Below are 26,369 nucleotides of genomic sequence, written 5' to 3'. Positions count from 1 at the left end.
TGAATTAACCTCTTATTAATGCATATACTTTATGAAAGTATGACGTTTGACTGTATGGTTTCCAGTTTGTTATCATTACAGATAGCATAATAGAAACCACCAATATAGGAGCGACTCCCCTCAGTGGGCAGTCGAATTCGATTAGTGAGGCGAGGTAACATGGGGATATGATTCTATATCGAATCGGAGAATTAGCTAAGGCTGCTCATATCAGTGAGCGTACTATTGATTATTACACGAAGCTGGGATTAATCTCCCCAGAGTCAAGAAGCACCAAGAATTACCGACTTTACAGTCATGAAACCTTGGTCGACTTAGAACGTATTAATCAATTAAAGCATGACAAGTATTCATTGGAAGAAATCAAATCCATGATGAGCAAATGGAGCGAGGCTACTCCTGAAACTGACGTATCTGATAAATTAGTCGAGCTTGAGCAGCATATGCAGCGACTAGAACGTGAAGTAAAGGCACTTGAACCAATTATAAGCGGTCTGAAGCCGGGACAGGCCAGACGCGCGCTCTCTAACCTACTCCCACAAGGAGTGGCCTGCATGGAGGCGATTCGGCTTCTATTGCTTACGCAAGGACCGCCAATGTAAATACCATATTTACAATACAGTGGAGGAATGCAGCTATGGGAATGTATCTATTAGTAATTATCGCTTTTATTTTTTCATTATGGGCCCAGTTCAGAGTTAAAGGGACATTCAGCAAATGGTCCAAGGTGGCCAACTTAAACGGTCTGACAGGATATGAAGCAGCTAGACGTATGCTCGACGCAAATGGACTTCACGATGTTCCGATTGAGCCTGTAAGAGGTACACTTTCTGACCACTATGATCCGATTCACAGAGTTGTACGCTTATCAGAACCCGTATATTACGAGAGTTCTATCGCAGCAGTCTCAGTCGCTTGTCACGAAGTGGGTCACGCCATTCAGCATAAAGTAAGTTATCCTATGTTAACACTACGTCACCGGATGTTCCCAGTAGTTAATTTCGCATCAGGTATAGCACCATTCATGCTTATGGCAGGATTTATATTCGGTTACTTTAATCTTGTAGGCCTTGGAATCATTTTCTTCTCGGCCGCTGTTGCCTTCCAGCTTGTGACACTACCTGTTGAATTCAATGCCAGCAACCGGGCACGTCAAGTCATGGTAGAGCAAGGCTACATTCGTAACGAAGAGGAACGCGGAGTAGCCAAAGTCCTAAACGCAGCTGCATTAACGTACGTTGCCGCCGCGCTAGTTTCCTTACTCGAGCTGCTTCGTTTGATTACCGTCTTTTTAGGTAACCGCGACTAATACAAAATACAGCGCAAAAAGAAACCCCGGTAGGCTAAGAGCCAACCGGGGTATTATTTTGTCTTGCTTTAAAGTAGGATATCAAAAAAGTCCGAAACGAACGTGCAACCAGCGGTAACTTACTATCTGTTCGGTAAATCAAACCAACCGTCCTCGTCACAGCAGGCTCCACAACCCTTACTTGAGCCGGTTGGAGAGGGTTCGTCTGATAGAACGCCATCTCCGGAAGAAGGCTTACACCCATTCCTGCCGCCACTAAACCACGAATGGTATCAGTCTCCCCACCTTCAAATGCAATCTGCGGCTGAAAACCCGCTTGCAAGCACGCTTGCCAAACGATCGGTCTCAAAGAATAACCTTGACTGAATAGCACAAACTTTTCATTTTGAAGCTGTTCCAGTCGGATCTCAGATTCTCCTGCCAGCTGATGATTCTGAGGAAGTATTGCAAATAACTCTTCAGTCATAACAATATCTCCAGAGACATGCTCATCGTTTTCCGGAAAAGGCGAAATAAATGTTAAATCCACCTCTCCAGATAATACGTCCTTTATCAACGAAGGGTAAGAGCCCTGTTTAAAGCGAAACTTGACATGGGGATAGTGCTGGCGGAATTCTGCAACGATAGTCGGGATAAGATGCGTTCCAAGACTGTGAGGAAACCCTATACGAATCTCTCCACGTTCTGGATCTAGAAATTCATGCACTTCATTTACCGAATGTTCCAATTCCTTAAGAATACTATCCACCCGCTTGCAAAAGAGCTGTCCAACCGGCGTAAGCTGCAAATTACGCCCTTTTTGCATGAACAAGTCAACCCCTAGCTCTTGCTCCAATTGATGAATCTGACGGCTTACCGCAGACTGCGCTACATGAAGTTCCTCCGCCGCTCTTGTTACATGTTCTTTTTGGGCTACCTTTAGAAAATATTGCAGCTGTCTTAGCTCCACTCCATCATCGCCCCTGTCTTAGGCTTTTATTGAATATACGAATAATAAGTCCATATAGGAAAAAGCCAGAAACCAAGCCTCCGATATGTGCAACCCAATCCACATTCGGTATTGCAAACGACATTATAATCCCGATTACAAGCAATCCGTATAACGTCTTTCGTGAGCCTTCGTCCATCATCGCCCGTTGAATAACAGCAATGTACAAAAATGCACCATAGATGGCGTAGATCGCTCCAGAAGCACCTACCGAGACCGTGCCTGAGTGACTGCTGAATGCAATGGTTAGAATATTCGCAAGAAATCCACCCAATACATAAAGAATCGTATATCTCCACCAGCCAAGCAGGCGCTCTAGAGGCGGTGCAAATACCAGCAGAGCGAAGCTATTAAAGAATAGATGGGAAAACCCATTATGTAAAAAAATAGCCGCCACATAGCGCCAGAGTTCCTCTTTGTATGGACTAATATCAACTATAGCCCCAAAATCAACAAGCGTTTGTATATTGGTGGATCCTCCATTGAACGCCATGAGCACAAACATAATCACGTTAGCCACAATGAGAAGACATGTTACCGGATAATACTTGAGATAACTTTTCCAATTTTCATACCGAATAAATATCATTACACCCATCCCTTTACATTTATATCTTGCCCTGTTGGACATCTCCCTGTAAATAAGATTATAATTTATTGTGGCAGTAAGAGCCAATATTACAATTCGAGGAGGAAAACAAGGATATGACGCAAGAAAGAACAGGCGTAGCTACTTTCAAAAGCAGCCCCATCACTCTCGTAGGACCCAAGCTTACAGCTGGTGATCCCGCTCCTGATTTTGTTCTCAGTAAGAATCTACTGGAAGAAGTTTCTCTTAGTGATTATGCCGGTAAAATCAAGCTGATCAGTGTTGTACCTTCTCTAGATACCGGTGTATGTGATGCACAGACCCGCCGGTTCAATAGCGAAGCTGCAGAGCTAGGTGACGATGTAGTTATTCTCACGGTAAGTATGGACCTACCTTTTGCTCAAGCCCGCTGGTGTGGCGCTGCAGGGATCGATCGTGTAATCACACTATCCGACCACAAAGCAGCCTCATTCGGACAAGCTTATGGCGTACTAATCAAAGAATTCCGGTTAGATATGCGTTCAATTTTTGTACTAGACAAGAACAACACACTCACCTATGTTGAATATTTGAGTGAAATGACTGAGCACCCTAATTACGAAGACGCTATAGCTGCTGTGAAGAGTTTGCTCTAATTCTCTAGAACAGTAAGTCAGCGGCCATTTTCGACAATACTTACTTATCACTGCAAGCATAATTCCTTTGTCGTCCTTATAAGGACGACAAGCGTTTATGCGAGAAATATAAGACCTAAAGTATAGGTGTAGATCTTTGCTTTCTTATATTTTGAAAAAAGCGGAAGAAGGTCCATCCTTCTCCCGCTTTTTTTGTAATAGAAAGATTTATCGATAACGTCCAGAGCAGCCACATTTGCGTAAACGCATTCATACAATCCCTGAGTAAGAAGGTTTAGTAAGAATCTCTGAAAATTAGTCTGCTTTGTATTTTCCTAATTTTTTGTCCAATGACGCATACAACCGCTGAATGACACGGTAATTAGCACCCAAATCACCTAGCGAACCTCTAGATGCAGAGTACATATCTACGCCACAACGTACAGGTGTGGTATTGAGCACAGAGACAGTAATGTCCAGTGTACGGCCGAATGCCGTTCTCTTCTCCAGAGTGATCTCACCTACTGACTCCACTTCATGGAGCACCTTGAATCCAGGAACCTTCTTAAGCGTTGATGAAACTTCCTCCCAAGCTTTGTCTTTCGTAAGATTGTAATAACGCGTTTTTAATGTCGGATCTTTTGCGCGGTCGCTTGTTCCATCATGACTACGGAATAAACCGACCAAGGTTCTTTTTAACGACAAAATTCTTCCCCCTCTACAAATCCCAAGTTCATTATTCTAAGTGTAACACTCTTGTCTCAGGAACAAAAGGGTATTACTCACTTTCTCCTTGTTCCAGACACACAAAAAAGCGCCCGTTTCCCAACTTTCACGGGATACAGGGCGCTTTGGCCTAAACAATAGAAAACCCGCTTATGCCGTCCGGCTACAGTGTCTTCTGAACCTGCTAGAGCAGGTGGGTGATCGCAGAAAACGTTTTTGAATTCCCCAAGTCATATAGACAGGGCTGTTCAGCTGCGCTTCGTGTAGATCTCCCAAGACATTATCATTGGTTCAAAACAACGAGCAACCGTAACGAACATCGCAGGATTTGTTATTATTATATTGCGTTTTAACGAAAAAGTAAACCTGTATGCGCTTTATTTTACACTGGAATTAAATTACTGACGATTTCCGAGTGCTTAATACTCGTCTTTGTTAAATACGTTTTACATCTTTATCCTCAACATCATCTTCATAATCATCATCGTCATCGTCGTCATCCTCTTGATTGTTCAAAGCAGCTTCTCTCTCTTCTTCCTCTTTCAGTTTCTTCTGCTCCACCTGCAATTGCAGTTTATTATAGGTAGCATAGAAGTTAAAGAAAGCAGCCATCGCAATCAACGTTGGAATACAGATGAAATACAGTGCTGGATATCTAAGACCAATATAAGCTAGCACTGCAGCTGCAATCAAAGTTGAGAACACGCGAATTGGACGTGCTATAGTCAGCAATATTGAGTTACTCATCACTTGTTTAAAGCTCATTTGATAATGAACGACAATAGAAAAGAAGTTAAACATAGACACCGATAAAATAATCATGAGCACTAACATCAAAATACCAACAATTCTGAAGTTAGGCATTTGTGTCATGTAAACCGTTACATCGACGTACATAATAACGAACATCAATGTGTAGATAATTCCACCGAGCATACTTTTTAAATAATTCTCTTTATACCCCTGAAAAAACGTACGAAAAGTTCCCACATCCGTGTTCCCCATAACCCATTTGCGCACAACGGTAAATAAAGCCGCCGAAGCAGGAAATACTGTAAATGGCGCCAGAATCCCCATAGCCCAGTTCAATGTGAGCTGCTCATTTACTCCACCTGAGCTTGTCCCAAGCATCATCAATTTCATCAATCCAAAAAATAAAAACGGGGCGGAACATAGTGCCCATAAGATATTACTAGCTGCGATACGTGTAATCCATTCTGTGATGCGGTATAAACCACCCATTGCTCCTTTAAACTCCAATTCCCTTCCTCCTCTGTCTCTTGCATACTGCTTATCTTAACTATACCTCATTTGACCTACTCTTTTCCATAGCCCAACTTTCTGAATTCTAGGTCATTGTCTATACATCAAGCCTATAAAGTCCATATATTGGAATTGTAATCATAAGAATTTCCAAAATCACCACATTCTAAAGGAGGTTATTGTATGTCCTCACCTGTTGGCTACGGCGGCTGGACTTCCACTGGTACGATCCTCGTATTGTTTATCCTGCTCGTTATCATCACTCGTACTTTCATTTAAATAAGCTGCTAATTCAATAAATACCCTATATTTAAGCAAAAAGAAGACGAGAACCGCTATTCGGCATCTCGTCTTCTTTGTATTTTGATAAATCATCCCCCGCGGGTTCTGATCACGTATTAATTATCAAAATCTTCGCGTTTTGCTGGACGTGTGCTTGTGCTGCTTGGGCGAGTAGATGGTTTGCGGTCCGCACTGCGGTTCGCTCCACCATCACGGCTAGCTGCGCCATCACGGTTGCCTTTATAGCCACCGCCATAACCGCCACTGCCACTACCATAGTTACCACTACCGCTGCTGTAGCCACCACGACTTCCGCCACCGTTGTTATCACGGTTTCCACGGTATCCACCAGTGCTGCCACCGGAAGTACCACGGTTGCCACCATAACCGCCATTAGGTTTGCGGCCACTGCGAATGTCGTTCTTACCACCACGACGTTTAGCACGAATTGGATCTTCTGGAGTCAATTCAATTGCAGAATCCTTCTTATCACCAGTCAGAAGCTTCATTGCAGCTGACAGCAATTGAACGGAATCATATTGCTCAAGCAATTGAATAGAAATACCTTTGTACTCATTCAATTCACCGCTCTCAACCATTTCAAGCAAGCGCTCTGCTGTTACGCGTTGTTTACCTTCAATAGCCTCAGCCATAGTTGGCAATGGTTTACGAGTAATACGGTGACGAGTAACGCGTTCGATCAAATGCAGGTGATCCATTTCGCGTGGGGTAACGAAAGACCAAGCTGTACCCTCTTTACCAGCGCGACCAGTACGACCGATACGGTGTACATAGCTTTCTGGATCTTGCGGCAAGTCAAAGTTAATTACGTGAGTAACACCAGATACATCCAAACCACGAGCTGCTACGTCAGTAGCTACCAGCACATCAATGCTGCCATCACGGAATTTACGCATTACAGCATCACGTTGATTCTGAGACAGGTCACCATGTAATCCATCAGCAGAGTATCCACGTTTCTGCAAAGCTTCTGCAAGCTCATCAACCCGGCGCTTCGTGCGTCCGAACACAATCGCAAGCTCAGGTGATTCCATATCGATCAAACGGCTAAGCGCTTCGAACTTTTGACGTTCAGGTACTTCAACATATGCTTGATCAATCAGCGGAGCACTGATTTGTTTCGGAATAACGGAGACGTGTTGCGGGTTGTTCAAGAATTGCTGTGCAAGACGTTGAATGTTTGGAGGCATTGTAGCCGAGAACAACATCGTTTGACGCTCTTCAGGAACGAGCTTGAGGATCGTCTGAATATCTTCCATAAAGCCCATATCCAGCATTTCATCTGCTTCATCCAATACAACAGTTTGAACATCATCCAAACGGATGGTTTTACGGTTGATATGGTCAAGCAAACGTCCTGGTGTACCAATAATAATTTGTGGTTTCTTCTTAAGACCACGGATTTGGCGACCAATATCTTGTCCGCCATAAATTGCCAACGAACGAAGACCTTTAAAACGGCTTAGCTTACCGATTTCTTCTGATACTTGAATGGCCAACTCACGTGTCGGTGCCATAATAAGCGCCAGAATTTTTTCGTCTTCGCGATTAATCTTCGAAATGAGGGGGATACCAAAAGCAGCAGTCTTACCTGTACCAGTCTGTGCTTGACCGATCAGATCCGACCCAGTCAATGCCAATGGAATTGACTGCTCCTGTATCGGTGTTGCCTCCTCAAATCCTAACTCTGTGATTGCTTGTAGCACTTTTGGCTCCAAGCCAAATTCTGCGAATGTTTTCAAATTATTCATGCTCCTTCTATACAGTGGACATTCCACATGCTTGTCTGTATTCTTAAGTAGCGGTAAACACATTTATATGCTGTCCAATCATGCTCTTTTTTCTGCATGATATAGCGCTTTTGGGACGAAAAGCCTCCCTTTCATCAGGTACTTCATTGTACCTGAGCAACTGTAGCTTTACATCCGATGCAATGCAAAAATACCATTGTAACGTCCTACTCAAGAATATCCTGTACATTATATCACAACTCTAAGTAGGAATACCAGTGGGTTCCTTTCTTTTCATTGCATACATGGTTTATTTTTAAATTTATTTATAGAGGTGGATTTGCTTGTTAAGACAGATTTGGAATTGTATTGCAGTTATTTTCGGAGCAGCGTTGATTGCCAGTGGATTTAATCTTTTTCTAATCCCTCATCGCTTACTCAGCGGAGGAGTATCCGGGCTTTCGATGTTAGTGGGTTACTTTACACCACTAAACATAAGCCTCTTATACTTGCTCTTTAATATCCCATTGCTTGTAGCTGGTTGGTTCCAGTTAGGCCGGAGATTTATTATGCTAAGCATGTTATCCGTTGTGGCAACAACCTGGTTTTTGACGGTCATCCCCGAATATTTGGTAGCTACTGATATGCTGCTTTCTTCTGTATTTGGTGGAGTGTTGGTCGGTATTGGCTGTGGCTTCAGCTTCCGTGCAGGTGGTTCATCCGGAGGTTTTGATATCCTGGGATCCATCATCACTAAATTCCGCGATTTCCCAGTTGGAAACGTGGTGGTGAGCTTAAACGGACTCGTTATTCTTGCCGCGGCATATTTTGATAACAACTGGAACTTGGCTCTTGCATCAATGGTATCTATATACGTAACGGGTAAGGTACTGGACATGATTCACATCAGCCATTTAAAGGTAACCGTATATATAGTAACGAATCGTACAGATGAGCTCCTTCAGCATCTAATGGGACTCCAGCGAGGTGTCACAAAGATTAAAACAGAAGGCGCTTATTCTCATGTTGAAAAGGACATGCTAATGACAGTAACAACCCGCTACGAACTTGCTGAACTGCAACGTATTATTCGCACGACAGATCCTCAGGCATTTGTAAATATTGTCGAGACAGTTGGTGTTATGGGCTCCTTCCGAAAAAGATAAAAACCGGCAGCGAAAAGTATTAATTTGGAAAATGCACCAATCACAGAATTGTGATATATTATAATCACGCAGAACCCTAACAATTTCATAAAGATTGAGATTTACCCCTCTTTTTTCCAAGCACTTCGTTTTCCGATGATTACTGAATTCCATTCAGACCTATCGAAAAAGGAAAGGGTGATTTTTGTGGAAATGGAAACGGTAAAGCTGTCAGCAATCGTCATGAGGTGGTATCCTGATATGATGCCGTTTCTCAAGCAGGACGAATTAAATTCCGTAATCGTTCTGCGTGACGGGCTTAGTATTCTGGAACCTGCAGATGCCATGGATATCATCCATTACAGTATCTGTGAACATCAGAATTCTGCGTATCTTCAATGAGTAAGCCGCAAGAGAAGTCTTGATAGTTGCCGCCTTAAGTTCGGCCATGTTGCCGTGTTGAGGCGGCATTTACTTTTTAACAAAAGGTTTAGAATGTGTGCGTCCCGGTTATATACAACAAGGATGGTATTCCAGACCCGATCTGAGCCAACATTATTATTACAACACTGTTCTTTTTAGAAGCAACCGTTCCTATATAATTTAGGAAATGTACATAAAGGGAGAGAATACGAATGAACATCACCTGGGCTCTACTGATGATGGCCTTGGGAAGTGTAGGCGTGCAACAGAATCAACATGACGCTGAAGTGGCAATTGCATTGAAGTCTGCCATGAATCCCCCCATCATCGCTACGCAAAATAATAATTCAAATGTTGCAACTCCAGCTCCAAATGCTACAACAGAGACAAGCGACTCACAAAGTATGCTACACGCAGATCCTCAGCCTAATGCTCCAAAAGTAAAAGGCATCTATGTTACCGCATACAGTGCCGGTGGAGAACGAATGGAAAAGCTTCTTTCTTTACTTGATCAGACGGAACTAAATTCTATGGTCATCGACATTAAGGATGATGCAGGTTACATCACGTACAAAACTGATAACCCCGAACTTCAGAAACTCGGTAATCCGCAGCCATTTATTGGCGACATCAACAAACTGATGGAAAGATTGAATAAACATGATGTTTATCCCATCGCTCGCATTGTTGTCTTTAAAGACTCTATACTTGCCAAAAAGAACCCGCAATTATCCTTTGTTAATACAGACGGCACAGTATGGAAGAATAAAGGCGGCGATAGCTTTGTTAATCCTTATAATGAAGATGTCTGGAAGTACAATGTCGATATCGCCAAAGAAGCTGTCAAACTCGGCTTTAAAGAAATTCAATTCGACTATGTGCGTTTTCCTGAAGGTTTCGAAAAACGTGCAGACACACTTAAATACACTAAAACCAGTGATTCTCGCGTAGATATCATTTCTAATTTTGTAAAATACGCAAAAGCAGAGCTTGCTCCGCTTGGTGTTCGTGTATCCGTAGATATTTTTGGATATGCCGCATCTGCTCCTGCTGAGGGCATAGGGCAAGACTTCGTTAAAATATCCAAAAATGTGGATGTTATCAGCCCGATGGTTTATCCGAGTCACTATTCAACGGGATGGTTTGGAGTGAAAGAGCCTGACATAGATCCGTATGCTACCATTAAAGGCTCCATGGTTGATACCCATAAAAAGCTCGATCCTCTTGGCAGCTACAAACCTGTTATTCGTCCTTGGATTCAGGATTTTACAGCAAGCTGGCTCGGAAAAGGTCATTATATTAAATACGGTAAAAAACAGGTGGAGGATCAAATCCGCGCTTTAAAAGATGAAAATGTAGAGGAGTTTCTGCTCTGGAACGCCAATAACCGATATACCTCCGATGTCGATTATGAGAAATAATGTATATAGCCCTTATTATTTATAATTGAAATCAGGTATGATATATAAAGATAAAGACCCGGCATCTGCCGGGTCTTTTAATGGAGAAAAAGGAGTATTTTACTGAACGATGATACAAACCACCTCTTTAAAACAAAAAGCAATACAATTTTTTCATATTTTATTTCCAATTCTGGTTACACAGATTGCTTTGTCAGCGATAACCTTCTTTGATACGAACATGTCAGGTAAATTTGGTACAGCCGATCTGGCAGGTGTGGCGATAGGAACCAGTCTCTGGATTCCAATTCAAACGGGCTTAAGTGGAATTCTTATGGGGATTACCCCCATCGTCTCTCAACTCATCGGAAGCAAAAAAGAAAAGGATGTAGCCTATCAAGTCACACAGGGAATCTGGTTATCACTGATCGTCTCTGTAATTGTCTTATTAATCGGGAGCCTCGCCTTGGCACCTATCCTTAATTTCATGAATCTGGAGCCTACTGTAAGAGATGTTGCATTTCGTTTCCTTAGTGCGATCTCCTTCGGAATTATCCCGCTGTTTGGATATACAGTTCTCCGTAGTTGTATAGACGCTCTGGGACAAACACGAGTGTCCATGTTGATCACACTCATAGCCCTACCCGTGAATGTTGGTTTAAACTACTTGCTAATCTTCGGGAAATTCGGGTTTCCTCGACTTGGTGGTGTTGGAGCTGGAGTGGCATCAGCTATCACCTACTGGGTAATCTTTTCGGTTGCCCTGCTGTTCATTTATCGGGCAGAACCCTTTGCAAGCCTTAGAATCTTCCGAAAGTTCTACTTTATATCGCTAAAAAGCTTCAAAGATCTACTAAAGATCGGTGTACCTATTGGCTTCTCGATTTTTTTTGAAACTGCAGTCTTCTCCGCTGTAACCTTGTTGATGAGTCGGTTCGATACTGTAACGATTGCAGCTCATCAAGCAGCCATTAATTTTGCAACAACGTTATATATGATTCCGCTCAGTATCTGTATGAGCCTTACCATTCTCGTCGGCTTCGAGACTGGATCCGGCAGGCAAAAGGATGCCCGTCAATATGCCATTATGGGAATTGGACTTGCGACCATCCTCTCCCTGGCAACTGCACTCCTGCTCTTATTTGCTGGCCATCATGTAGCTGGTCTATACACTGATGAACCTGATGTCATTTCATTAATTCAGCATTTCTTAATCTATGCGATCTTTTTCCAGATTTCCGATGCGATTGCAACACCTACACAAGGAGCACTTCGTGGATATAAGGATGTTAATCCAGCCTTCATTATTTGCTTTATAGCTTATTGGGTTATAGGGCTTCCTACAGGCTATGTACTTGCTACTTATACGGATCTAGGAGCTTATGGTTATTGGATCGGCTTGATCACCGGTCTTGCGATTGGGGCCACACTGCTCTTAACTCGGCTTGTTAAACTCCAACGCCGTTATACCACACAATATACAGACGCTCAAACACATCATTAATAATCTAAAGAACACAAAAAAGGAACAGTGCGAAGTTCGCAGCTGTTCCTTTTTTGTGTGTTAATTATTGAGAAAGACGGGATGCAAGCTCGTACAACTCCACGTCAAAGTCTTTCTTCGTATTCACTACAAGATCGATATCTGTAAGGGTTAGTTCTCCCTTGATGATACCGCAACCTTTATCAGACTCGCCTTCAATTAGTTTACGAACGGCAAAGTCACCAAGACGGCTAGCAAGATTCCGGTCTCCAGGGGTTGGTGTTCCTCCGCGCTGAATATGTCCAAGTACAGTAACCCGTGCATCCAGAGAAGCATGACGATCCTTCAACGCTTGGGCTACATCTTCGCCTTTACCCACACCTTCTGCAACGATGACGATACTGTGACGTTTACCTCTGACAAAGTTGTCACGCATACGATCCGCAACTTCATTCAAGTCATATGGCATTTCTGGCACAAGAATGGTTTCTGCTCCAGAAGCCAGACCTGCATGCAGCGCGATATCTCCACAATGACGTCCCATAACTTCTACAATGGAAGAACGCTCATGGGAGGACATTGTGTCACGCAGTTTGTTAATAGCATCTACAACGACACCAACGGCTGTATCAAACCCTATGGTGTAATCCGTGTAGGAAATATCATTATCAATAGTTCCCGGTAATGCCATCGTCTTGATACCGAGTTTACTTAGTTTATTAGCGCCTTTATATGAACCATCTCCACCTATAACTACTAGGCCATCGATGCCCATTTCATTAAGAATATCTGCACCCTTTTGCTGACCTTCTGGTTTTGTGAACTCCAGACATCTTGCAGATTGCAGAATGGTTCCCCCACGTTGAATAATGTCACCTACGCTGCGAAGATCCATAGGGAAGATATCGCGATTCAGAAGACCTTGATATCCACGTTGAACTCCAAAAACTTCAATGCCGTAATAAAGTGCGCTTCTTACAACCGCACGAACAGCGGCGTTCATACCTTGTGAATCTCCACCACTAGTCAGTACTGCAATTTTTTTGATTTTTGTCATTCTGTTGTTCCTCCTTAAAGTTATGCAATGCCCCATCCGTTGTATAGGTGAAGCTTCGCAGCCTTGTTACAAAAAACGATTGCGTATCCAGCGGCTATTAGCGAAGAAGAACAGCCTTGTAAGCGGACTTCCTCTCATTAGGCTTTTAGACACACTACGAACTTCCCGCTGTTCGCTAACTTTCGGATCAGATAAATAAAGTGCCAGCAATCCCTCAATCACCATACGATGCATAGATGATTCCGGTAGTTCACGTACATCCTTACGGGCCCACTCAACCATGGAAGCGATCCGACTTAACATGGTATCCGTGTCGTCATAATAATTGCAGAAATTAAGATCACCGCCTGCTCGGTCCTCTTCCTGATCAATCAAATAATCCAGCATAATGTGCAATCCACACACATGTGGAAAGTATGCAGCTCGAATCGATTCCGAAGAAGACTTATTTAGCTTCGGATCACATGCAGATAGAAAAAGCATGAATACGCCTAAAGTAGAGCCTGTCGCAGCCGCAAACTCGTTCCAGTGCAGATGCGGAGCACGGCTACCCTGCTGCTCCCACCATTCCTTCAGGGCTGTTTCCCTGAGTTCCGGGCGGATATGCTTATATACCTGCAAATCTGTATACAGCACAGCCAAATCACGAATCTCCGCTGCAGCAGCGGAATAACCTGGCAGCAAAGAGATCATCTCCTGGCATTTTCGAACTAGCCTATACAAGTATCCGCCGTCATTCTGTTCATCGCGAAGCGCATAATAATTGACAGGTTCAGCGTTTGGATCAATGGCATCCAGCATAGATTGATGCAGCAGCCTGAAATCTGCAGGATCAAGCGAAGTACTGCGATCACATAAGTTATCTAGATAATCACTGATAGTTTGATAAGCAACAATAAGCGGAATAAGTATATGTCTCATCGATAAATTGCCGGCGGCATAAATACCTCCACCTATGCAATGAAACTCTTTCGTCTCAATGCTGGCAAGTGCTTGCTTCCGGAGCTCGGGATCGGGAATCCCATTCGCATCTTGGCGCCAGAAGTTTAGACTTTCTCTCACTTCAGGCAGCACGTACTTATAGACCCTGTTCATAAGCCCAATAGGGCCACGCGGGCTAAGGTAACGGCCTTGCTCTAATTCACTCAATGATAGTGCCTCCACATTGTTGTCTCCTTATCCAAATCACCACTTATTATAATATGATCAGACGTATTTGTACAAACAACAAAATCACTTTCGTAAAATTATGAAAGATTCAGAAATAACGCAATTCAAGAATAAAACACATAACCCTCCATTGCTTTATGCTATACTAGCCATATTTCAATCTCAGAGGAGTGCACTTTCATGTTTTCAAATCGGACCGGAAGCCCAACCAGTGATCAGAATTGGCTTCGTTCCTTTCTTTTTACGATTTATGGCACTAGCGTTCTTGTAGTATCCTACTTTCCTTTATTCTACACACATTTAGGGTTTAGCAGTTCTCAGGTGGGCTACTTGTATTCCCTCGGTCCCCTCATCTCCATCCTATCCAATCTCTTCTGGAGTATGATGAGCGATAAGCTGGGTACCATTCGAAAAATCATGTTTATTTTACTCGCGGGGCAATTAGTTACCGGACTTTTATTAGCCAGAGCGACCGAATTTTCTTCCGTTATGCTTATTTTGTCCTTTTTCTACTTCTTCTATTACCCAGTTTTTCCGCTTGCTGATACAATGGCCATCAAAATTGCGGAGCGACACGGACGAAACTTCATTACAATTCGTGTATTTGGCTCCTTAGGCTATTCTTTCTTTGCTTTAACCGTTGGTTATGCGCTTAGAGCTTTAGGTGCTACTTGGAGTCTTACCTTATGTATTATCATCATTATAATCGCACTTCTAATTACAATTGGCCTAAAGGATGTCAAAAAAACTGTTCCAGAGCTCTCCAATCAGAAAGCTGTTAATACCAAACCAGATAAGAAAGAGCATGGGCTTAAAGATATTCTTTTGCAAAAAGAGGTGCTGTGGTTCTTCGGATGTGTCTTTGTACTCGCACTGGGCCATAGAATGAACGAAGCTTTTCTCACCATCAGTTTAAAGAATTTGGGCGCTGGTGAGGAAGTGATCGGCTGGGCACTACTTGCCTCAGCACTAAGTGAAATCCCTGTATTATTTATACTCGGCAAATACGGCGACAAATTTAAAGAACTGCCTTTATTAATTTTAGCCAGTCTCATGTATGCCCTTCGTTTTCTACTCATGGCGCTCGCCGAGCATCCAGGCTCTATAATCGCGATTCAAGCCTTGCATAGCCTGACATTTGGCGTCTTTTTTGTAACATGTGTCCGTTATATCACTCGGATTATTCCTGATCGTCTCCGAGCAACCGGTCTTGCCATCTACACGGTTGTTTGGTCAAGTGCAGCTGGACTTCTAAGTGGTACATTTGGTGGAATGATCTATCAAGAAGCTGGGCGCTTCACCTTTTATATGGTAGCGGTTGGCTTCAGCCTTCTTGCCTTTGCAGGCTTTTTAGGACAGCATTTATTGGATACCCATCGAGATTCAATGCGCTATTTTAAGAAAAAAAACAAAAAAGCTTCTCTATAATAGAACACTTCTGATATTCAAAAATATTAAAAAGGTCTTTGCTATCCCTTCACTTGGGAGTGCGAAGACCTTTCATCTAAATTGATGTCTATTAGACGTAAAAAAACACAGTTCCCGAAAGAACTGTGTTTTATAGTTGGTAACCACTCTTGCAAGGGCTTGCCAAGTAAATTATATATTTATAGCAGACAGCTTAGCTGCCTTCGCCGTTTCTTATAATTTCACTACGTTTTCAGCTTGCGGTCCACGGTTACCATCAGTGATATCGAATTCAACTTCTTGACCTTCGTCTAAAGTTTTGAATCCTTCACCTTGAATTGCTGAGAAGTGTACGAATACATCTTCGCCGCCTTCTACTTGAAGAAAGCCATAACCCTTTTCTGCGTTAAACCATTTTACTGTACCTTTCAATTGAACAACCTCCTAAAAAATAACCGCCATATATGGCGTATAACTATATTATACTGCAATCTTCTGCTCAAATCAATCTATCTCAACCTATAAATATGTGATTTAATTTGCTTTTCCCTTCACCAGTGCGTTATCATTGAGCCAAAAGCCAAAAATCGCCAGGGTGGTATTGATAATGATCAAAAAACATGAAATATACAAAACAGACAAATGGAATATGATGACGGTAGAAGTTCAAGGACGTTATATTGTACTTCGCGAAATCTCCGATCAATGGGGAGAAGAAACACATACTTTCCTTAGTCGTCCAGCTATGATGCAGTGGGTGAACAACCGATTCAACAAAGAATCTTATAAAGATAATGAAGAAGAGTACAAAAATATCATCGCAGCATTCAAACAGGTATAACAGAATATGAACACAGAAAATATCGCGATTTATGTTGTCCTAGTCTTATGTCTAGGCGCAGTTCTAATTATGACCAAGGATCGTGTCCCGCCGCAGTTTAAGCGGGGCATGGCCTTAACTGCAGTCATTATGATTCTGTTCGCCTTCATCTTTGTTATTTATAGCTTATTGGCATAACTTATCCTTTCATATATTTAAAGAACACTAAATATTAATAATCAGGACTTAACAGGGCATAATAAGCCGACTCTACTTTCAAGAGGAGGACGTTATGCCTATTTCACCCAAGTCCATCCCTCTTCTACTTGTGCTCAGCTTGCTACCGGGTGATTTATCATCTACAGTATTGCCGAGGGAGATTATGCCTACTACATCTCATCATTCTAGGAGGGTTTCTATGGAACAATTATTGAAAAGAAGCGAAGTACCTGCTGAGAATCGTTGGAAGCTTGAAGATGTGTTTGCTTCTCAGAAGGATTGGGATGCAGAATTTGCTGAAGCAAAATCCCTAATCAAAAAAGCTGCGGATTTTCAGGGTACACTAGATTCCGCAGATGCTCTAAAAAAATGTTTTGAGCTGGATGACAAGTTGTCCATCTTAACTGAACGACTCTTCGTGTATGCACATATGCGTCAAGATGAAGACACAGCTAATCCTGAATATCAAGCTTTGTCCTCCAAAGCGAAAAAGCTTGGTATTGAAGCAGGTGAAGCCTTATCTTTTGTAACCCCAGAAATTCTGGCGTTGCCAATTGAGAAGCTCAACCAATTCATCGCTGATCCGAACCTATCCGCTTATAAATTCACCTTAACTGAAATGAAACGTGAAAAAGCCCATGTGCTTTCTAAGGCTGAAGAAGCACTGCTCGCTCAGGTCGGAAATTTAGCTCAAGCACCTCAGAATATTTTCAGTATGCTGAACAATGCGGATCTGAAATTCCCTAAGATCAAAGATGAGGATGGCAAAGAAGTTGAACTGACTCATGGCAACTATATCAAGTTTCTCGAAAGTAGCGACCGTGAGGTTCGCCGAAATGCTTTTAAGGCAGTCTATGATACCTACCGGAAGCAGAAGAACACGATCGCAGCAACGCTTAGCGCCAATGTGAATAAAAATGTCTTTTACTCACGGATTCGCAAATATCCTTCTGTAATGGAAATGTCACTCTATGGAGATAACATTCCTAAAGAGGTTTACACCAACTTGATTGATACGATTCACGAAAGCCTTCCATTGATGCACCGTTATATGAAACTGCGTCAGAAGCTGCTGGGTGTCGATGAGTTACATATGTATGATCTGTTTGCACCGCTTGTTGATGAATATAAATTAGATATCACCTATGAAGAAGCCAAGAAAATCACTAAAGAGGGTCTCAAACCGCTTGGTGAAGATTATCTGAATGTGCTGCAAAAAGGCTACGACAACGGTTGGATCGATGTGTATGAGAACGAGAATAAACGGTCCGGGGCTTACAGCTGGGGGCCATATGGTACGCATCCTTTCGTACTGCTGAACCATAATGATAATTTAAACAGTATGTTTACACTGGCACATGAGATGGGCCATGCATTACACTCGTATTTTTCGGATAACGCTCTGAATTATCGGGATGCGCAATATACGATTTTCCTAGCAGAGGTTGCTTCTACTACTAACGAGGCGTTGCTAATGGATTATTTACTCAAAAAGTCTACAGATCCTAAAGAAAAAATGTATTTGCTCACCTACTATGCTGATCAGTTCCGGACAACGATTTTCCGGCAGACGATGTTTGCTGAGTTCGAGAAAATCATTCATCAGCGTGTTGAAGAAGGTGAATCGCTTACTCCACAAGATCTTTCGAGCATCTACTATGACCTGAATGTTAAATACTATGGTAAAGAAATGGTTGTAGATCAAGATATCGAGATGGAATGGGCGCGGATTCCGCATTTCTATAACAGCTTCTATGTTTATAAATACGCAACCGGCTTCTCAGCAGCGACTAGCTTTGCCAAACAAATTCTTGAAGAAGGCAAACCTGCGGTGGATCGTTACCTCGGCTTCCTGAAGAGTGGCGGCAGTGACTACTCCATTAATATTCTGTCTAAAGCTGGTGTTGATATGTCTTCTCCTGAGCCGATTCGCGAAGCAATGAGTGTCTTCGAAGATGTTATCGCTCAAATGGAACAGTTGACCAAATAAGGCAGAGAGCTTAGTATTGCATTAATCCCTTGCCCTATTTGGGCAAGGGATTTTATTCTGTTATATCCCCTGAGGAGGAAGAATTCAATGAGAATTCAATGGTCTTTAATTGCAGGTCTAATCTTCGCGCTGCTAACAGCCATATTTGCAGTCATCAACGTGGATCCCGTTCAAGTCAATTTCGGTTTTGATGTAGTTAATATACCGCTGATCCTAGTTATTCTGGGCTGCGCGTTAATTGGTGGAATCATCGTGGGTTCTTACGGTATTTTTCGCCAGTACAAGCTACAAAAACAAATTAAAAGCTTAAATGCTGAGCTAACCAAACTTCGTGATGCCGACACTTCTTTAGATTCTTTTAACACAGACAATGATGGCCTAACAGGAGGACTTAACTAATGATTACTATTCAACCAAACGAAGATTACATACTCTCAATCCTAAAAAAATTACTTGATACACCGAGCCCCAGCGGCTTCACAGCACAAGTAATGAACCTTGTTGCCGAAGAAGCGGCAGCATTAAATGTACCGCTAAGCTGGAATGAAAAAGGCGGCGTAATTCTAACCGTCCCAGGCCTAGATCCTTCCCGTACAATCGGCATCAGTGCTCACGTGGATACCCTTGGAGGCATGGTTCGCTCTATTAAATCTGATGGTACACTGCGACTAACCTCTGTTGGTGGCTTCACAATGCACAGCATCGAGAATGAATATTGTGTGATCCATACCCGCAGCGGCAGAACCTATACTGGAACCATCTTAACCAGCCATCCATCCGTTCACGTATATCCTGATGCTCGTGATTTCAAACGTTCAGAAGAGAACATGGAAGTACGGATTGATGAGCTAGTATCTAACAAAGAAGATGTACTTAAGCTAGGCATCTCTGTTGGTGATTTCATTTCCTTCGATGCACGTGCGGTGATTACACCTAGCGGGTATATTAAATCCCGGCATCTGGATGACAAAGCTAGCGTGGCTGCCCTTCTTGGCCTGCTGGAAAGCATGAAGCGCGAAGGCTGGAAACCGCTCCACAACCTTTCTTTCCTCATCTCCAACTATGAGGAAGTGGGACATGGCACATCTTGGATTCCTGGCGAGATTAATGAAATGATCGCAGTCGATATGGGTGCTATGGGCGATGATCTTAGCTGTAAAGAAACCGATGTGTCCATCTGTGCAAAGGATTCTTCCGGCCCTTATGATTATGTTATGACTGGCCGTTTGATTGAGCTGGCAGAAGCACTTGCTATTCCTTATGCCGTTGATATCTATCCCATGTACGGCTCTGATGCTTCCGCTGCCCTTCGAGGCGGCAATAATATTCGTGCCGCACTGATCGGCCCAGGCGTACACGCCTCCCACTCCATGGAACGTACACATAAGCAAGCTGTAGTAAACACTGCTAAGCTTCTCGCTGCTTATGTGGGCACTAACTGAGTCAAGCACTGGCAAGCTAACGCAGCTCTGGAGACGTAGACAATGGCTGATCGTTTCACTTCTGCTGCTCTTGGTAGCAGCGTCAGTGCTCTCAATGATCCTGTTATCCAGAAATCTCACGGAAGATCCCTTTGCTGATCTTCCTCACGCCTACTCCTATTCAGAGGCTGTAAGTCCAGAAAATGTTCAACTCTATATGATGTCACTTTCGCCAGATGATGTTCAACTCAGAGCCGCTGGTGCACCTCTTCAGCAAGTTATGGCTTATGGGATTAATGGAGGCTTCTTCTATGAAGACGCACTCCTCTCTATTGCTATAATGAATGATGTCCCCACTAACGGGGTTAAAAAGGCATACGGCTCCGGCTGGTTTAACGCTAAATATGCACGCGGAACCCTGGTCTGGGATGGTGCCAGTCGTAGCTTTTCGGTACAAGTCGTCTCATCGGGAGAAGAATTGAACGTTACGGATCGCCAGCATTATTTTGCGCAAGGCGGCATTAGTATGAATCTTAAGCATGAAGATGTCTGGGAAGCTGTGATCGCGAAAGAACATCTTCCTTATGCTGATGAGCAACGAATGCGCTCAGGCATGCTGTATGATGATAATGGCAAGCTGTGGCTGATTGTTACGCCAACACTCTCGACGGCGGCAGAGTTCCGCACAGCCATCCTACAGAGCGTGCCTGCTGAAGGTCTCGAAGGTATCTTTCTTGATGGAGATGGCTCCTCACAGATGAATGCTGATGAAATCATCTTACCTGGCGACTCTCGTGCTGTGGTGCAAATGATTGCGGTGGACGGAACGAAATAAAGGATGCTGGAATAGTCTCTTGCAATTAAAAACAGAGTAGGAATTCTCCAATAATTGGAGCACCCTACTCTGTTTTTTTGTTGACTGGCAGTAACTGTGTCCGGGATCAATCCCAGACTTGCTCCAGCTTATCTGAGTAATATGAAATGGCCTTACTATAGCTTCTTATTCCTTCATCCGCTGAGGTTTCAGCCAGCAATTTAAGCAAAATCCCCATAGCCAGACTATGATCTCCAAGATTGTGCAAGGTCATCGCAAGGAACACCGGAAACTCCTTATTCTCTGGGTATTCATGAACGGCCTGCTCCAATATTAATTTGGAGTTTTCATATTCTCCGAGTGTTCGGTAGGTGCTGCCCAGTCCCAATAAAGCGCCGACTCTCTGCTCCGAAGATAAGCCTAGTGTTAGGCTTTTCACATAATAGGGTACTGCCCCGCGTTCCAGGCCGAGCACATCATGCGTCCATGCCAATTGATATAGAAGTTCTGCATCATCACTATTCTGCTCATATAGCTCTAACAGCATCACTCTGGCTTCTTCAGCTTTACCTTCGTTTCGCAGGGCTACAGCTAACATAAGTTGATTCTTCAAACTGAGCCCTCCCTTATCGTCACACCAAGACAATCCGTTTTATGCTTTACCAGCGATTTTCTCTGCAAGCTCATTCAGATAGGTCCAGCGCTCCATTAGACGCTCCAGCTCGGCTTCGGCAAGCCGCTGCTCTTCCATTAACTCCTGCAGTCTCCCAGAGTCAGCAAACGCTGCTTCCATCTTGGCACTAATATCCGTCAAGCGCTGCTCTGCAAGCTCGATCTGCTCGTCAATTCCCTCATATTCACGCTGTTCCTTAAAGCTGAATTTGAGTTTGGTCTTAGGCGCTGAGGATGGCGCTGTGTTATTACTAGCATCTGTAGTCTCTTTACGCTTTGCATTTCCGTCATCTTTGTTCGATTCTGCATGGCGTGAAGAGACATTTTTGGCCAGCCATTCTTCATATTCCGTATAATCGCCAACATGAATCCGGATATCACCATTTTCAAAAGCGATCAGCTTATCTATTGTACGATCCAGGAAATAACGGTCATGGGATACTGTGAAGACGACGCCCGGGAATTCATCCAGATAGTCTTCTAAAACAGCCAGCGTTCCGATATCCAAGTCGTTCGTAGGCTCATCCAACAGCAACACGTTTGGAGCTCCCATCAATACACGAAGCAGATACAGGCGCCTTTTTTCGCCACCTGACAGTTTGGAAATCGGCGTCCATTGCATCGCAGGAGGGAACAAGAAGCGTTCAAGCATTTGGCCTGCCGTAATGACGCTACCATCAGCCGTTCGTATGACTTCCGCTTCTTCCTTCACATATTCAATCGCTCGCATGCTGTCATCCATATCCTGATGTTCTTGCGTAAAATAACCCAACTTAACTGTCGCGCCAAGCTGAACCTCTCCCTTATCCGGCTGCAGCTTACCTGCAATCAGATTCAGAAGGGTTGATTTACCGCTGCCATTCGGACCTACAATACCTACGCGGTCTTGGGGTACAGCAATATAGGTCAGATCTTTAATCAACTGACGGCCATCCAGCGATTTCGACAGTTCATTGATTTCAATGATTTTACGACCCAAACGTGTGGATGCCACCGAAATATCCAGCGAACCGTTCGAACTGCTTCCTGTACTTTCTTTCAGCTTCTCAAAACGGTCGATTCTTGCCTTCTGTTTCGTTGATCGAGCTTTAGCTCCACGACGAATCCAAGCAAGCTCCGTACGTAGCAGGTTCTTACGCTTTTGCTCCGCAGAAGCTTCACGTTCTTCACGGTCGGCTTTTAGCTCTAGAAAACGGGAATAGTTGGCCTCATAACGGTATAACTGTCCTCCGTCCAGCTCTAGCATGACACTTGCGACACGCTCCAGGAAGTAACGATCATGCGTTACCATTAAGAGGGCGCCACGCCGTTTCTGTAAATATTGCTCTAGCCAAGCCACGGAGTCCGTATCAATATGGTTCGTAGGCTCATCCAGAATAAGTAGCTCAGATGGCGTAATCAGGGCAGCCGCAAGTGCTACACGTTTCCGTTGACCACCAGACAGTGTATCCATCAGTGCATCGAATTTCACTATACCCAGCTTAGTAAGCACGCTCTTAGCTTCACTCTCCAAATGCCAAGTACCTGCCGCATCGATAGCCTGTCCAATCCGCACCAGTTTGCCTTCCAGTTCTGCGTTACCTGGTTCTTTTTCAAGGCGAGACATAGTCTCCATATACTCACGCATGGTAGCAAGATCTGGATCCTCTCCGGCGAAGACCTGTTGCAGTACCGTATTTGTCGGCTCATAAGGAGGGTTCTGTGCCAAGTACTGCACTCTAACATTATTTCCGATCGCAATTTGCCCACCATCCGGAGTATCCAGACCGGCAATAATACGTAAAAACGTTGATTTACCCGTTCCATTCACACCGATCAAACCAATTTTATCCCGATCGTCCATACCAAATGAAGCATCACTAAAAAGTACTTTCTCACCATAACTTTTGGAAAGATGTTCCACGGTCATAATATTCATGCTATTTCCTCGCTTGCCTTATATTTTCATAAAACCGGTCGCAGCATAGTGCTGCTATTCCACCGATCTATCGTCCTGACCTAAATTCAAGTAATCCATTGCCCCTTTAATAAAAAGACCCGCAGCGAAACCAGCACGTTTATACGCATCTTCTTCCTTAAAAGATGGATCGAACAAAATATCCATCTTCAGCCGATCCAACATCCCTATGTAGGACTGCGCCATAAGCTCAGGCTCAGACGCTCCGCCCTCCAGCAACACCTTCACCACTGCCTGCATATATTCTTCCATAAAAAGCGTCATATACGCCACAAGCTCTGGGTTATTGTTAGGTGCGCGGAAAAAGAGCTTCGTGTGTCGCTTTCGCTCATAATAATAGTAAAGATGATGTTTGGCGATGATCGACAGTTTACCTGCCAAAGTATCACTATCCTTCAGCTTTTCCTGTAATTGCTGAAGGAATCCCTCACAATCCCGGCGCGTTACCGCCATGAACAATTCTTCTTTACTCTTAAAATATAAGTAAACGGTGCCCTTAGCAATTCCGGCCTGAACCGCAATTTCCGACATCTTCGTTTCGTAAAATCCACCTGAACCGAAGAGCTCGTATGCGGCATCCAGAATGGCAGTATGTTTATGATTGGACGTGCTGCTCATCGGTTCCTCCTTTAAAACATCATTCCACACAGTAAAGCAATAGCCCCTCCGACGATAGAGCTAATAGCATTAACTGCATCATTGGTCATCCACTTCCAGCCACGTGCGTTTTCAACCTTTTTACCGCAGTGATGTGTACTTTCCACTTCGCGTCCGCATACGGTGCAGCGATTCATCTGCTGAACGGTTGCCCCAAGAATAGAATCCGTGAACGCACCCGCAAGACCTCCAGTGAGTCCAGCCAATGTAAGCAACAAGAAGGATTGATCTGACATGCCGGATATCATCCGCAGCAGCCATGAAGATGCACCGATAAGTGCACCTCCTGCGGCAGCGGCCAGCGTGCCCAGGCTGGATACGCCACCCGAGGCACCGGCCGGAAGTATTTTACCTGTGAGGACAGACCGAGGTGACTTCTTGCTGAGTGTACCAATCTCCGTAGCCCATGTATCAGAGGTTACCGTTGCCATCACCCCGATAAACAAAAATTCCCAATGTTCCATCGGAACCATCGCATTCAGTAGAACGAAAACCATCCCAAGCCCGCCATTAGCAAAGACCTGCCCAGCATCTCGGCGACCCGTCTTGGCATAAGTCTGCTCAAGCTCTGCCTTATTATCATGATGAAGCTTAGACAACAGGCTTGAAGAGATGAAAAAAATTAACAATATTCCAAACCAAAAGGCATTTCCAGCACCAAAATAGATGGTCCCCATAGCTACCGCGGCAAGCATGCCGGAGAGACTTAAGGATTGTTTCCTATAAGCCGCTCCCGCAACTAACAAAGCGCCAAGGGCGCCAATAATCCATAACATAGATTCAACTCCAACAGATGTTTTTAGCCGATCAGGCAAGTCCCCATCAGCTTGTCACCCCAGTACAATTCAAAAGAATCTCCTGATACGGTAGGGCCTACACCTTCTGGTGTTCCTGTGAAAATCACATCGTCTTTACCCAGCCCGTAACGCGCAGCGATAAAATCGACAACTTTTTGGAGCGAAAAAATCATGTTTTTAACATTTCCTCGCTGAACTTCAACACCATTTTTTAAAACCGTGAAATCCGTTCCTTCTAGCTCTTCCTTGTCAGGAAACGCAATGTAAGGTGTGAGTGGAGCAGCGTTCTTAAAGCCTTTAGCCGGTGTCCAAGGCAGACCTTTCTTCTGCAGATCATTATGCACATCACGCAGTGTGAAATCTAGTCCCAGTGCCATAACATCCACCAGATCCTCCACGCTCATACCCGGTACATAATCACGCGCGATCCGAAGCACAAGCTCTCCTTCATAATGAACCTGGCCTGAATCCTTTGGAAGCTGAATGACTGCTTTATCGAGGGAAACCGCCGCATGTGAGGGCTTCAAAAAAATGAGTGGCTCTACGGAGACGTTATTTCCTAATTCCTCCGCATGTAGCTTGTAGTTCCGTCCAACACAATACAAATTATTAACAGCAGCGCACACAGACAATCAGCTCTCTTTCCCATCGAATTGGATTATTTATACTTTTAGAAATGTGTCGCCCCAGATATCCGGACGGTTTGTACAAATCATTATATCAGAATGCATATCTGCTAAGCGACGCATCTCTTTCTCTTTGTTCACAGTCCAGGCCATAATCTTCACCCCTTGCTCCGTCAAAACCTTAGCCAATCTAGGATTTAGACGCGAGAAGCTAATCGACAAAAGAGAACATTCCAGTTCACGCAGCCTTCGAGCAGGATTACCAAATCTTGAATCAAAAATTAAGCCTGTACGAAAGTGAGGGTCTATTTCCTTGATTTTTTTCAACACATCTTTGTCAAAAGAGGTCAAAATCACGTCGTCCCGCATGCCTTTAGAGGAAATAAGATCCGTCACCTTCTGCTCGATGCCAGGATACATATTACCCACTGTTTTCAGTTCAATATTGAGACGCAGTCTACCAGAGGCTAAGGTAAGCACCTCTTCCAAGGAAGGCACCCGCTCTCCCCGAAAAGAACGCCCTTTCCAGCTACCCGCATCGAGACGCCGGATATGTTCCCAATCCATATTCTTCACCTTACCATGACCATTGGTTGTACGGTCCAGTGTGAAGTCATGAATGACAACAGGAACACCGTCCTTGGAGAGCTGGACATCCAATTCCATCCAGTGGACAAAAGGCATGGCAATGGCCATCCGGATTGCTGCTAATGTATTCTCCGGAGCTTTACCGGAAAATCCCCGATGGGCAACACACAAATTGTTCATCATAAGGACCTCCCAGGAACC

General features: G+C 43.9%; 29 protein-coding genes and 1 other RNA gene. 15 read left to right on the top strand and 15 right to left on the bottom strand.

Annotated elements, in window-relative coordinates; translation table 11 throughout:
• The first annotated feature begins 167 nt into the window (after nt 1-167).
• Complete coding sequence (locus ACN6KS_RS10370) at nt 168-602, top strand: MerR family transcriptional regulator (RefSeq protein ID WP_042186848.1); 435 nt, start codon at nt 168-170, stop codon at nt 600-602.
• Between the two features lie 35 nt (nt 603-637).
• Nucleotides 638-1,309: a zinc metallopeptidase gene (locus tag ACN6KS_RS10365; protein ID WP_042186846.1), complete on the top strand. Its 672-nt coding sequence runs from the start codon at nt 638-640 to the stop codon at nt 1,307-1,309.
• A 34-nt stretch (nt 1,310-1,343) separates the two neighbouring features.
• On the opposite strand, the gene ACN6KS_RS10360 is transcribed toward ACN6KS_RS10365, so the two are convergent.
• Both ACN6KS_RS10360 and ACN6KS_RS10355 read right to left on the bottom strand, forming a co-directional pair.
• Nucleotides 1,344-2,258, bottom strand: a complete 915-nt coding sequence (locus tag ACN6KS_RS10360; RefSeq protein WP_042186843.1) for a LysR family transcriptional regulator — start codon at nt 2,256-2,258, stop codon at nt 1,344-1,346.
• Between the two features lie 4 nt (nt 2,259-2,262).
• Entirely contained in the window at nt 2,263-2,886 is a 624-nt protein-coding gene (locus ACN6KS_RS10355) for a rhomboid family intramembrane serine protease (protein WP_440961952.1), read from the bottom strand.
• Between the two features lie 116 nt (nt 2,887-3,002).
• On the opposite strand from ACN6KS_RS10355, the gene tpx reads away from it, so the two are divergent.
• A complete protein-coding gene (gene tpx, locus ACN6KS_RS10350; RefSeq protein ID WP_042186841.1) occupies nt 3,003-3,521 on the top strand; it encodes a thiol peroxidase in 519 nt (172 codons plus the stop codon).
• A 294-nt stretch (nt 3,522-3,815) separates the two neighbouring features.
• Here the strand turns inward: tpx and ACN6KS_RS10345 are convergent, their stop codons facing one another.
• The 3 genes from ACN6KS_RS10345 to ACN6KS_RS10335 form a co-directional block, all read right to left on the bottom strand.
• On the bottom strand, nt 3,816-4,205 hold the full coding sequence (locus tag ACN6KS_RS10345; RefSeq protein WP_036689295.1) for a DUF1499 domain-containing protein: 390 nt from the start codon (nt 4,203-4,205) through the stop codon (nt 3,816-3,818).
• 160 nt (nt 4,206-4,365) lie between these two features.
• Nucleotides 4,366-4,557: non-coding RNA, 6S RNA (gene ssrS, locus ACN6KS_RS10340), on the bottom strand.
• A gap of 104 nt (nt 4,558-4,661) precedes the next feature.
• Nucleotides 4,662-5,486 (bottom strand): YesL family protein, encoded by an 825-nt coding sequence (locus tag ACN6KS_RS10335; protein ID WP_094872277.1) that lies wholly within the window; start codon nt 5,484-5,486, stop codon nt 4,662-4,664.
• A gap of 186 nt (nt 5,487-5,672) precedes the next feature.
• On the opposite strand from ACN6KS_RS10335, the gene ACN6KS_RS10330 reads away from it, so the two are divergent.
• The gene (locus ACN6KS_RS10330; protein WP_042186834.1) at nt 5,673-5,768 is read left to right on the top strand and encodes a hypothetical protein; all 96 of its coding nucleotides are present in this window, start codon (nt 5,673-5,675) and stop codon (nt 5,766-5,768) included.
• A gap of 119 nt (nt 5,769-5,887) precedes the next feature.
• Here the strand turns inward: ACN6KS_RS10330 and ACN6KS_RS10325 are convergent, their stop codons facing one another.
• Nucleotides 5,888-7,534, bottom strand: a complete 1,647-nt coding sequence (locus ACN6KS_RS10325) for a DEAD/DEAH box helicase (RefSeq protein ID WP_094872276.1) — start codon at nt 7,532-7,534, stop codon at nt 5,888-5,890.
• 332 nt (nt 7,535-7,866) lie between these two features.
• On the opposite strand from ACN6KS_RS10325, the gene ACN6KS_RS10320 reads away from it, so the two are divergent.
• From ACN6KS_RS10320 to ACN6KS_RS10305, 4 genes are all read left to right on the top strand, one after another.
• A complete protein-coding gene (locus ACN6KS_RS10320; protein ID WP_094872274.1) occupies nt 7,867-8,688 on the top strand; it encodes a YitT family protein in 822 nt (273 codons plus the stop codon).
• A gap of 192 nt (nt 8,689-8,880) precedes the next feature.
• Nucleotides 8,881-9,069, top strand: coding sequence for a hypothetical protein (locus ACN6KS_RS10315; protein WP_036689649.1), 189 nt, complete (start codon nt 8,881-8,883; stop codon nt 9,067-9,069).
• Between the two features lie 233 nt (nt 9,070-9,302).
• The gene (locus ACN6KS_RS10310) at nt 9,303-10,511 is read left to right on the top strand and encodes a putative glycoside hydrolase (protein ID WP_440961951.1); all 1,209 of its coding nucleotides are present in this window, start codon (nt 9,303-9,305) and stop codon (nt 10,509-10,511) included.
• Between the two features lie 109 nt (nt 10,512-10,620).
• Nucleotides 10,621-11,994 carry an MATE family efflux transporter gene (locus tag ACN6KS_RS10305; protein ID WP_440961950.1) on the top strand — a complete coding sequence of 458 codons (1,374 nt, stop codon included), beginning with the start codon at nt 10,621-10,623 and terminating at the stop codon, nt 11,992-11,994.
• Between the two features lie 64 nt (nt 11,995-12,058).
• Here ACN6KS_RS10305 and pfkA read toward each other — a convergent pair whose 3' ends face one another.
• Both pfkA and ACN6KS_RS10295 read right to left on the bottom strand, forming a co-directional pair.
• A complete protein-coding gene (pfkA, locus tag ACN6KS_RS10300; protein WP_094872270.1) occupies nt 12,059-13,030 on the bottom strand; it encodes a 6-phosphofructokinase in 972 nt (323 codons plus the stop codon).
• Between the two features lie 66 nt (nt 13,031-13,096).
• Entirely contained in the window at nt 13,097-14,179 is a 1,083-nt protein-coding gene (locus ACN6KS_RS10295) for a tetraprenyl-beta-curcumene synthase family protein (protein WP_179281672.1), read from the bottom strand.
• 201 nt (nt 14,180-14,380) lie between these two features.
• On the opposite strand from ACN6KS_RS10295, the gene ACN6KS_RS10290 reads away from it, so the two are divergent.
• On the top strand, nt 14,381-15,628 hold the full coding sequence (locus ACN6KS_RS10290) for an MFS transporter (protein WP_440961949.1): 1,248 nt from the start codon (nt 14,381-14,383) through the stop codon (nt 15,626-15,628).
• A gap of 213 nt (nt 15,629-15,841) precedes the next feature.
• Here the strand turns inward: ACN6KS_RS10290 and ACN6KS_RS10285 are convergent, their stop codons facing one another.
• A complete protein-coding gene (locus ACN6KS_RS10285; RefSeq protein ID WP_042126303.1) occupies nt 15,842-16,039 on the bottom strand; it encodes a cold shock domain-containing protein in 198 nt (65 codons plus the stop codon).
• 175 nt (nt 16,040-16,214) lie between these two features.
• On the opposite strand from ACN6KS_RS10285, the gene ACN6KS_RS10280 reads away from it, so the two are divergent.
• The 6 genes from ACN6KS_RS10280 (at nt 16,215) to ACN6KS_RS10255 (ending at nt 20,892) form a co-directional block, all read left to right on the top strand.
• Nucleotides 16,215-16,448 carry a hypothetical protein gene (locus tag ACN6KS_RS10280; RefSeq protein ID WP_036689271.1) on the top strand — a complete coding sequence of 78 codons (234 nt, stop codon included), beginning with the start codon at nt 16,215-16,217 and terminating at the stop codon, nt 16,446-16,448.
• 6 nt (nt 16,449-16,454) lie between these two features.
• Nucleotides 16,455-16,625, top strand: a complete 171-nt coding sequence (locus tag ACN6KS_RS10275) for a hypothetical protein (protein ID WP_167348490.1) — start codon at nt 16,455-16,457, stop codon at nt 16,623-16,625.
• Between the two features lie 220 nt (nt 16,626-16,845).
• The gene (gene pepF / locus ACN6KS_RS10270) at nt 16,846-18,636 is read left to right on the top strand and encodes an oligoendopeptidase F (protein WP_094872267.1); all 1,791 of its coding nucleotides are present in this window, start codon (nt 16,846-16,848) and stop codon (nt 18,634-18,636) included.
• Nucleotides 18,637-18,723: 87 nt separating this feature from the next.
• Nucleotides 18,724-19,035, top strand: coding sequence for a LapA family protein (locus tag ACN6KS_RS10265; protein WP_042186819.1), 312 nt, complete (start codon nt 18,724-18,726; stop codon nt 19,033-19,035).
• A gap of 2 nt (nt 19,036-19,037) precedes the next feature.
• Nucleotides 19,038-20,078, top strand: a complete 1,041-nt coding sequence (locus ACN6KS_RS10260; protein WP_094876176.1) for a M42 family metallopeptidase — start codon at nt 19,038-19,040, stop codon at nt 20,076-20,078.
• Entirely contained in the window at nt 20,062-20,892 is an 831-nt protein-coding gene (locus ACN6KS_RS10255; protein ID WP_094872265.1) for a hypothetical protein, read from the top strand. The genes ACN6KS_RS10260 and ACN6KS_RS10255 overlap by 17 nt, the downstream gene beginning before the upstream one ends.
• Nucleotides 20,893-20,998: 106 nt before the next feature.
• Here ACN6KS_RS10255 and ACN6KS_RS10250 read toward each other — a convergent pair whose 3' ends face one another.
• The 6 genes from ACN6KS_RS10250 to ACN6KS_RS10225 are packed head-to-tail and all read right to left on the bottom strand — an operon-like array spanning nt 20,999 to nt 26,348.
• A complete protein-coding gene (locus ACN6KS_RS10250; RefSeq protein ID WP_094876177.1) occupies nt 20,999-21,469 on the bottom strand; it encodes a tetratricopeptide repeat protein in 471 nt (156 codons plus the stop codon).
• 54 nt (nt 21,470-21,523) lie between these two features.
• Nucleotides 21,524-23,461 carry an ABC-F family ATP-binding cassette domain-containing protein gene (locus ACN6KS_RS10245; protein ID WP_094872263.1) on the bottom strand — a complete coding sequence of 646 codons (1,938 nt, stop codon included), beginning with the start codon at nt 23,459-23,461 and terminating at the stop codon, nt 21,524-21,526.
• 54 nt (nt 23,462-23,515) lie between these two features.
• A complete protein-coding gene (locus ACN6KS_RS10240; protein WP_094872262.1) occupies nt 23,516-24,118 on the bottom strand; it encodes a TetR/AcrR family transcriptional regulator in 603 nt (200 codons plus the stop codon).
• Nucleotides 24,119-24,129: 11 nt separating this feature from the next.
• On the bottom strand, nt 24,130-24,933 hold the full coding sequence (locus ACN6KS_RS10235) for a DUF92 domain-containing protein (RefSeq protein WP_094872260.1): 804 nt from the start codon (nt 24,931-24,933) through the stop codon (nt 24,130-24,132).
• Nucleotides 24,934-24,956: 23 nt separating this feature from the next.
• Nucleotides 24,957-25,580, bottom strand: a complete 624-nt coding sequence (locus ACN6KS_RS10230; protein ID WP_440962388.1) for a fumarylacetoacetate hydrolase family protein — start codon at nt 25,578-25,580, stop codon at nt 24,957-24,959.
• Between the two features lie 36 nt (nt 25,581-25,616).
• Complete coding sequence (locus ACN6KS_RS10225; protein ID WP_094872257.1) at nt 25,617-26,348, bottom strand: glycerophosphodiester phosphodiesterase; 732 nt, start codon at nt 26,346-26,348, stop codon at nt 25,617-25,619.
• Nucleotides 26,349-26,369 lie beyond the last annotated feature (21 nt).

The sequence above is a fragment of the Paenibacillus nitricinens genome (assembly GCF_052056485.1).
Taxonomy (GTDB): domain Bacteria; phylum Bacillota; class Bacilli; order Paenibacillales; family Paenibacillaceae; genus Paenibacillus_AQ; species Paenibacillus_AQ nitricinens.
This window is presented reverse-complemented; position numbering and strand designations above follow the sequence as displayed.

Bases quoted from the DNA above. Each gene is read 5' to 3' on its own strand.
- ACN6KS_RS10370 (WP_042186848.1), top strand. From the start codon at position 168: ATGATTCTATATCGAATCGGAGAATTAGCTAAGGCTGCTCATATCAGT.
- ACN6KS_RS10365 (WP_042186846.1), top strand. From the start codon at position 638: ATGGGAATGTATCTATTAGTAATTATCGCTTTTATTTTTTCATTATGG.
- ACN6KS_RS10355 (WP_440961952.1), bottom strand. From the start codon at position 2,886: ATGATATTTATTCGGTATGAAAATTGGAAAAGTTATCTCAAGTATTAT.
- tpx (WP_042186841.1), top strand. From the start codon at position 3,003: ATGACGCAAGAAAGAACAGGCGTAGCTACTTTCAAAAGCAGCCCCATC.
- ACN6KS_RS10330 (WP_042186834.1), top strand. From the start codon at position 5,673: ATGTCCTCACCTGTTGGCTACGGCGGCTGGACTTCCACTGGTACGATC.
- ACN6KS_RS10315 (WP_036689649.1), top strand. From the start codon at position 8,881: ATGGAAACGGTAAAGCTGTCAGCAATCGTCATGAGGTGGTATCCTGAT.
- ACN6KS_RS10310 (WP_440961951.1), top strand. From the start codon at position 9,303: ATGAACATCACCTGGGCTCTACTGATGATGGCCTTGGGAAGTGTAGGC.
- ACN6KS_RS10305 (WP_440961950.1), top strand. From the start codon at position 10,621: ATGATACAAACCACCTCTTTAAAACAAAAAGCAATACAATTTTTTCAT.
- pfkA (WP_094872270.1), bottom strand. From the start codon at position 13,030: ATGACAAAAATCAAAAAAATTGCAGTACTGACTAGTGGTGGAGATTCA.
- ACN6KS_RS10290 (WP_440961949.1), top strand. From the start codon at position 14,381: ATGTTTTCAAATCGGACCGGAAGCCCAACCAGTGATCAGAATTGGCTT.
- ACN6KS_RS10280 (WP_036689271.1), top strand. From the start codon at position 16,215: ATGATCAAAAAACATGAAATATACAAAACAGACAAATGGAATATGATG.
- ACN6KS_RS10275 (WP_167348490.1), top strand. From the start codon at position 16,455: ATGAACACAGAAAATATCGCGATTTATGTTGTCCTAGTCTTATGTCTA.
- pepF (WP_094872267.1), top strand. From the start codon at position 16,846: ATGGAACAATTATTGAAAAGAAGCGAAGTACCTGCTGAGAATCGTTGG.
- ACN6KS_RS10265 (WP_042186819.1), top strand. From the start codon at position 18,724: ATGAGAATTCAATGGTCTTTAATTGCAGGTCTAATCTTCGCGCTGCTA.
- ACN6KS_RS10255 (WP_094872265.1), top strand. From the start codon at position 20,062: ATGTGGGCACTAACTGAGTCAAGCACTGGCAAGCTAACGCAGCTCTGG.
- ACN6KS_RS10250 (WP_094876177.1), bottom strand. From the start codon at position 21,469: ATGTTAGCTGTAGCCCTGCGAAACGAAGGTAAAGCTGAAGAAGCCAGA.
- ACN6KS_RS10245 (WP_094872263.1), bottom strand. From the start codon at position 23,461: ATGAATATTATGACCGTGGAACATCTTTCCAAAAGTTATGGTGAGAAA.
- ACN6KS_RS10240 (WP_094872262.1), bottom strand. From the start codon at position 24,118: ATGAGCAGCACGTCCAATCATAAACATACTGCCATTCTGGATGCCGCA.
- ACN6KS_RS10235 (WP_094872260.1), bottom strand. From the start codon at position 24,933: ATGTTATGGATTATTGGCGCCCTTGGCGCTTTGTTAGTTGCGGGAGCG.
- ACN6KS_RS10225 (WP_094872257.1), bottom strand. From the start codon at position 26,348: ATGAACAATTTGTGTGTTGCCCATCGGGGATTTTCCGGTAAAGCTCCG.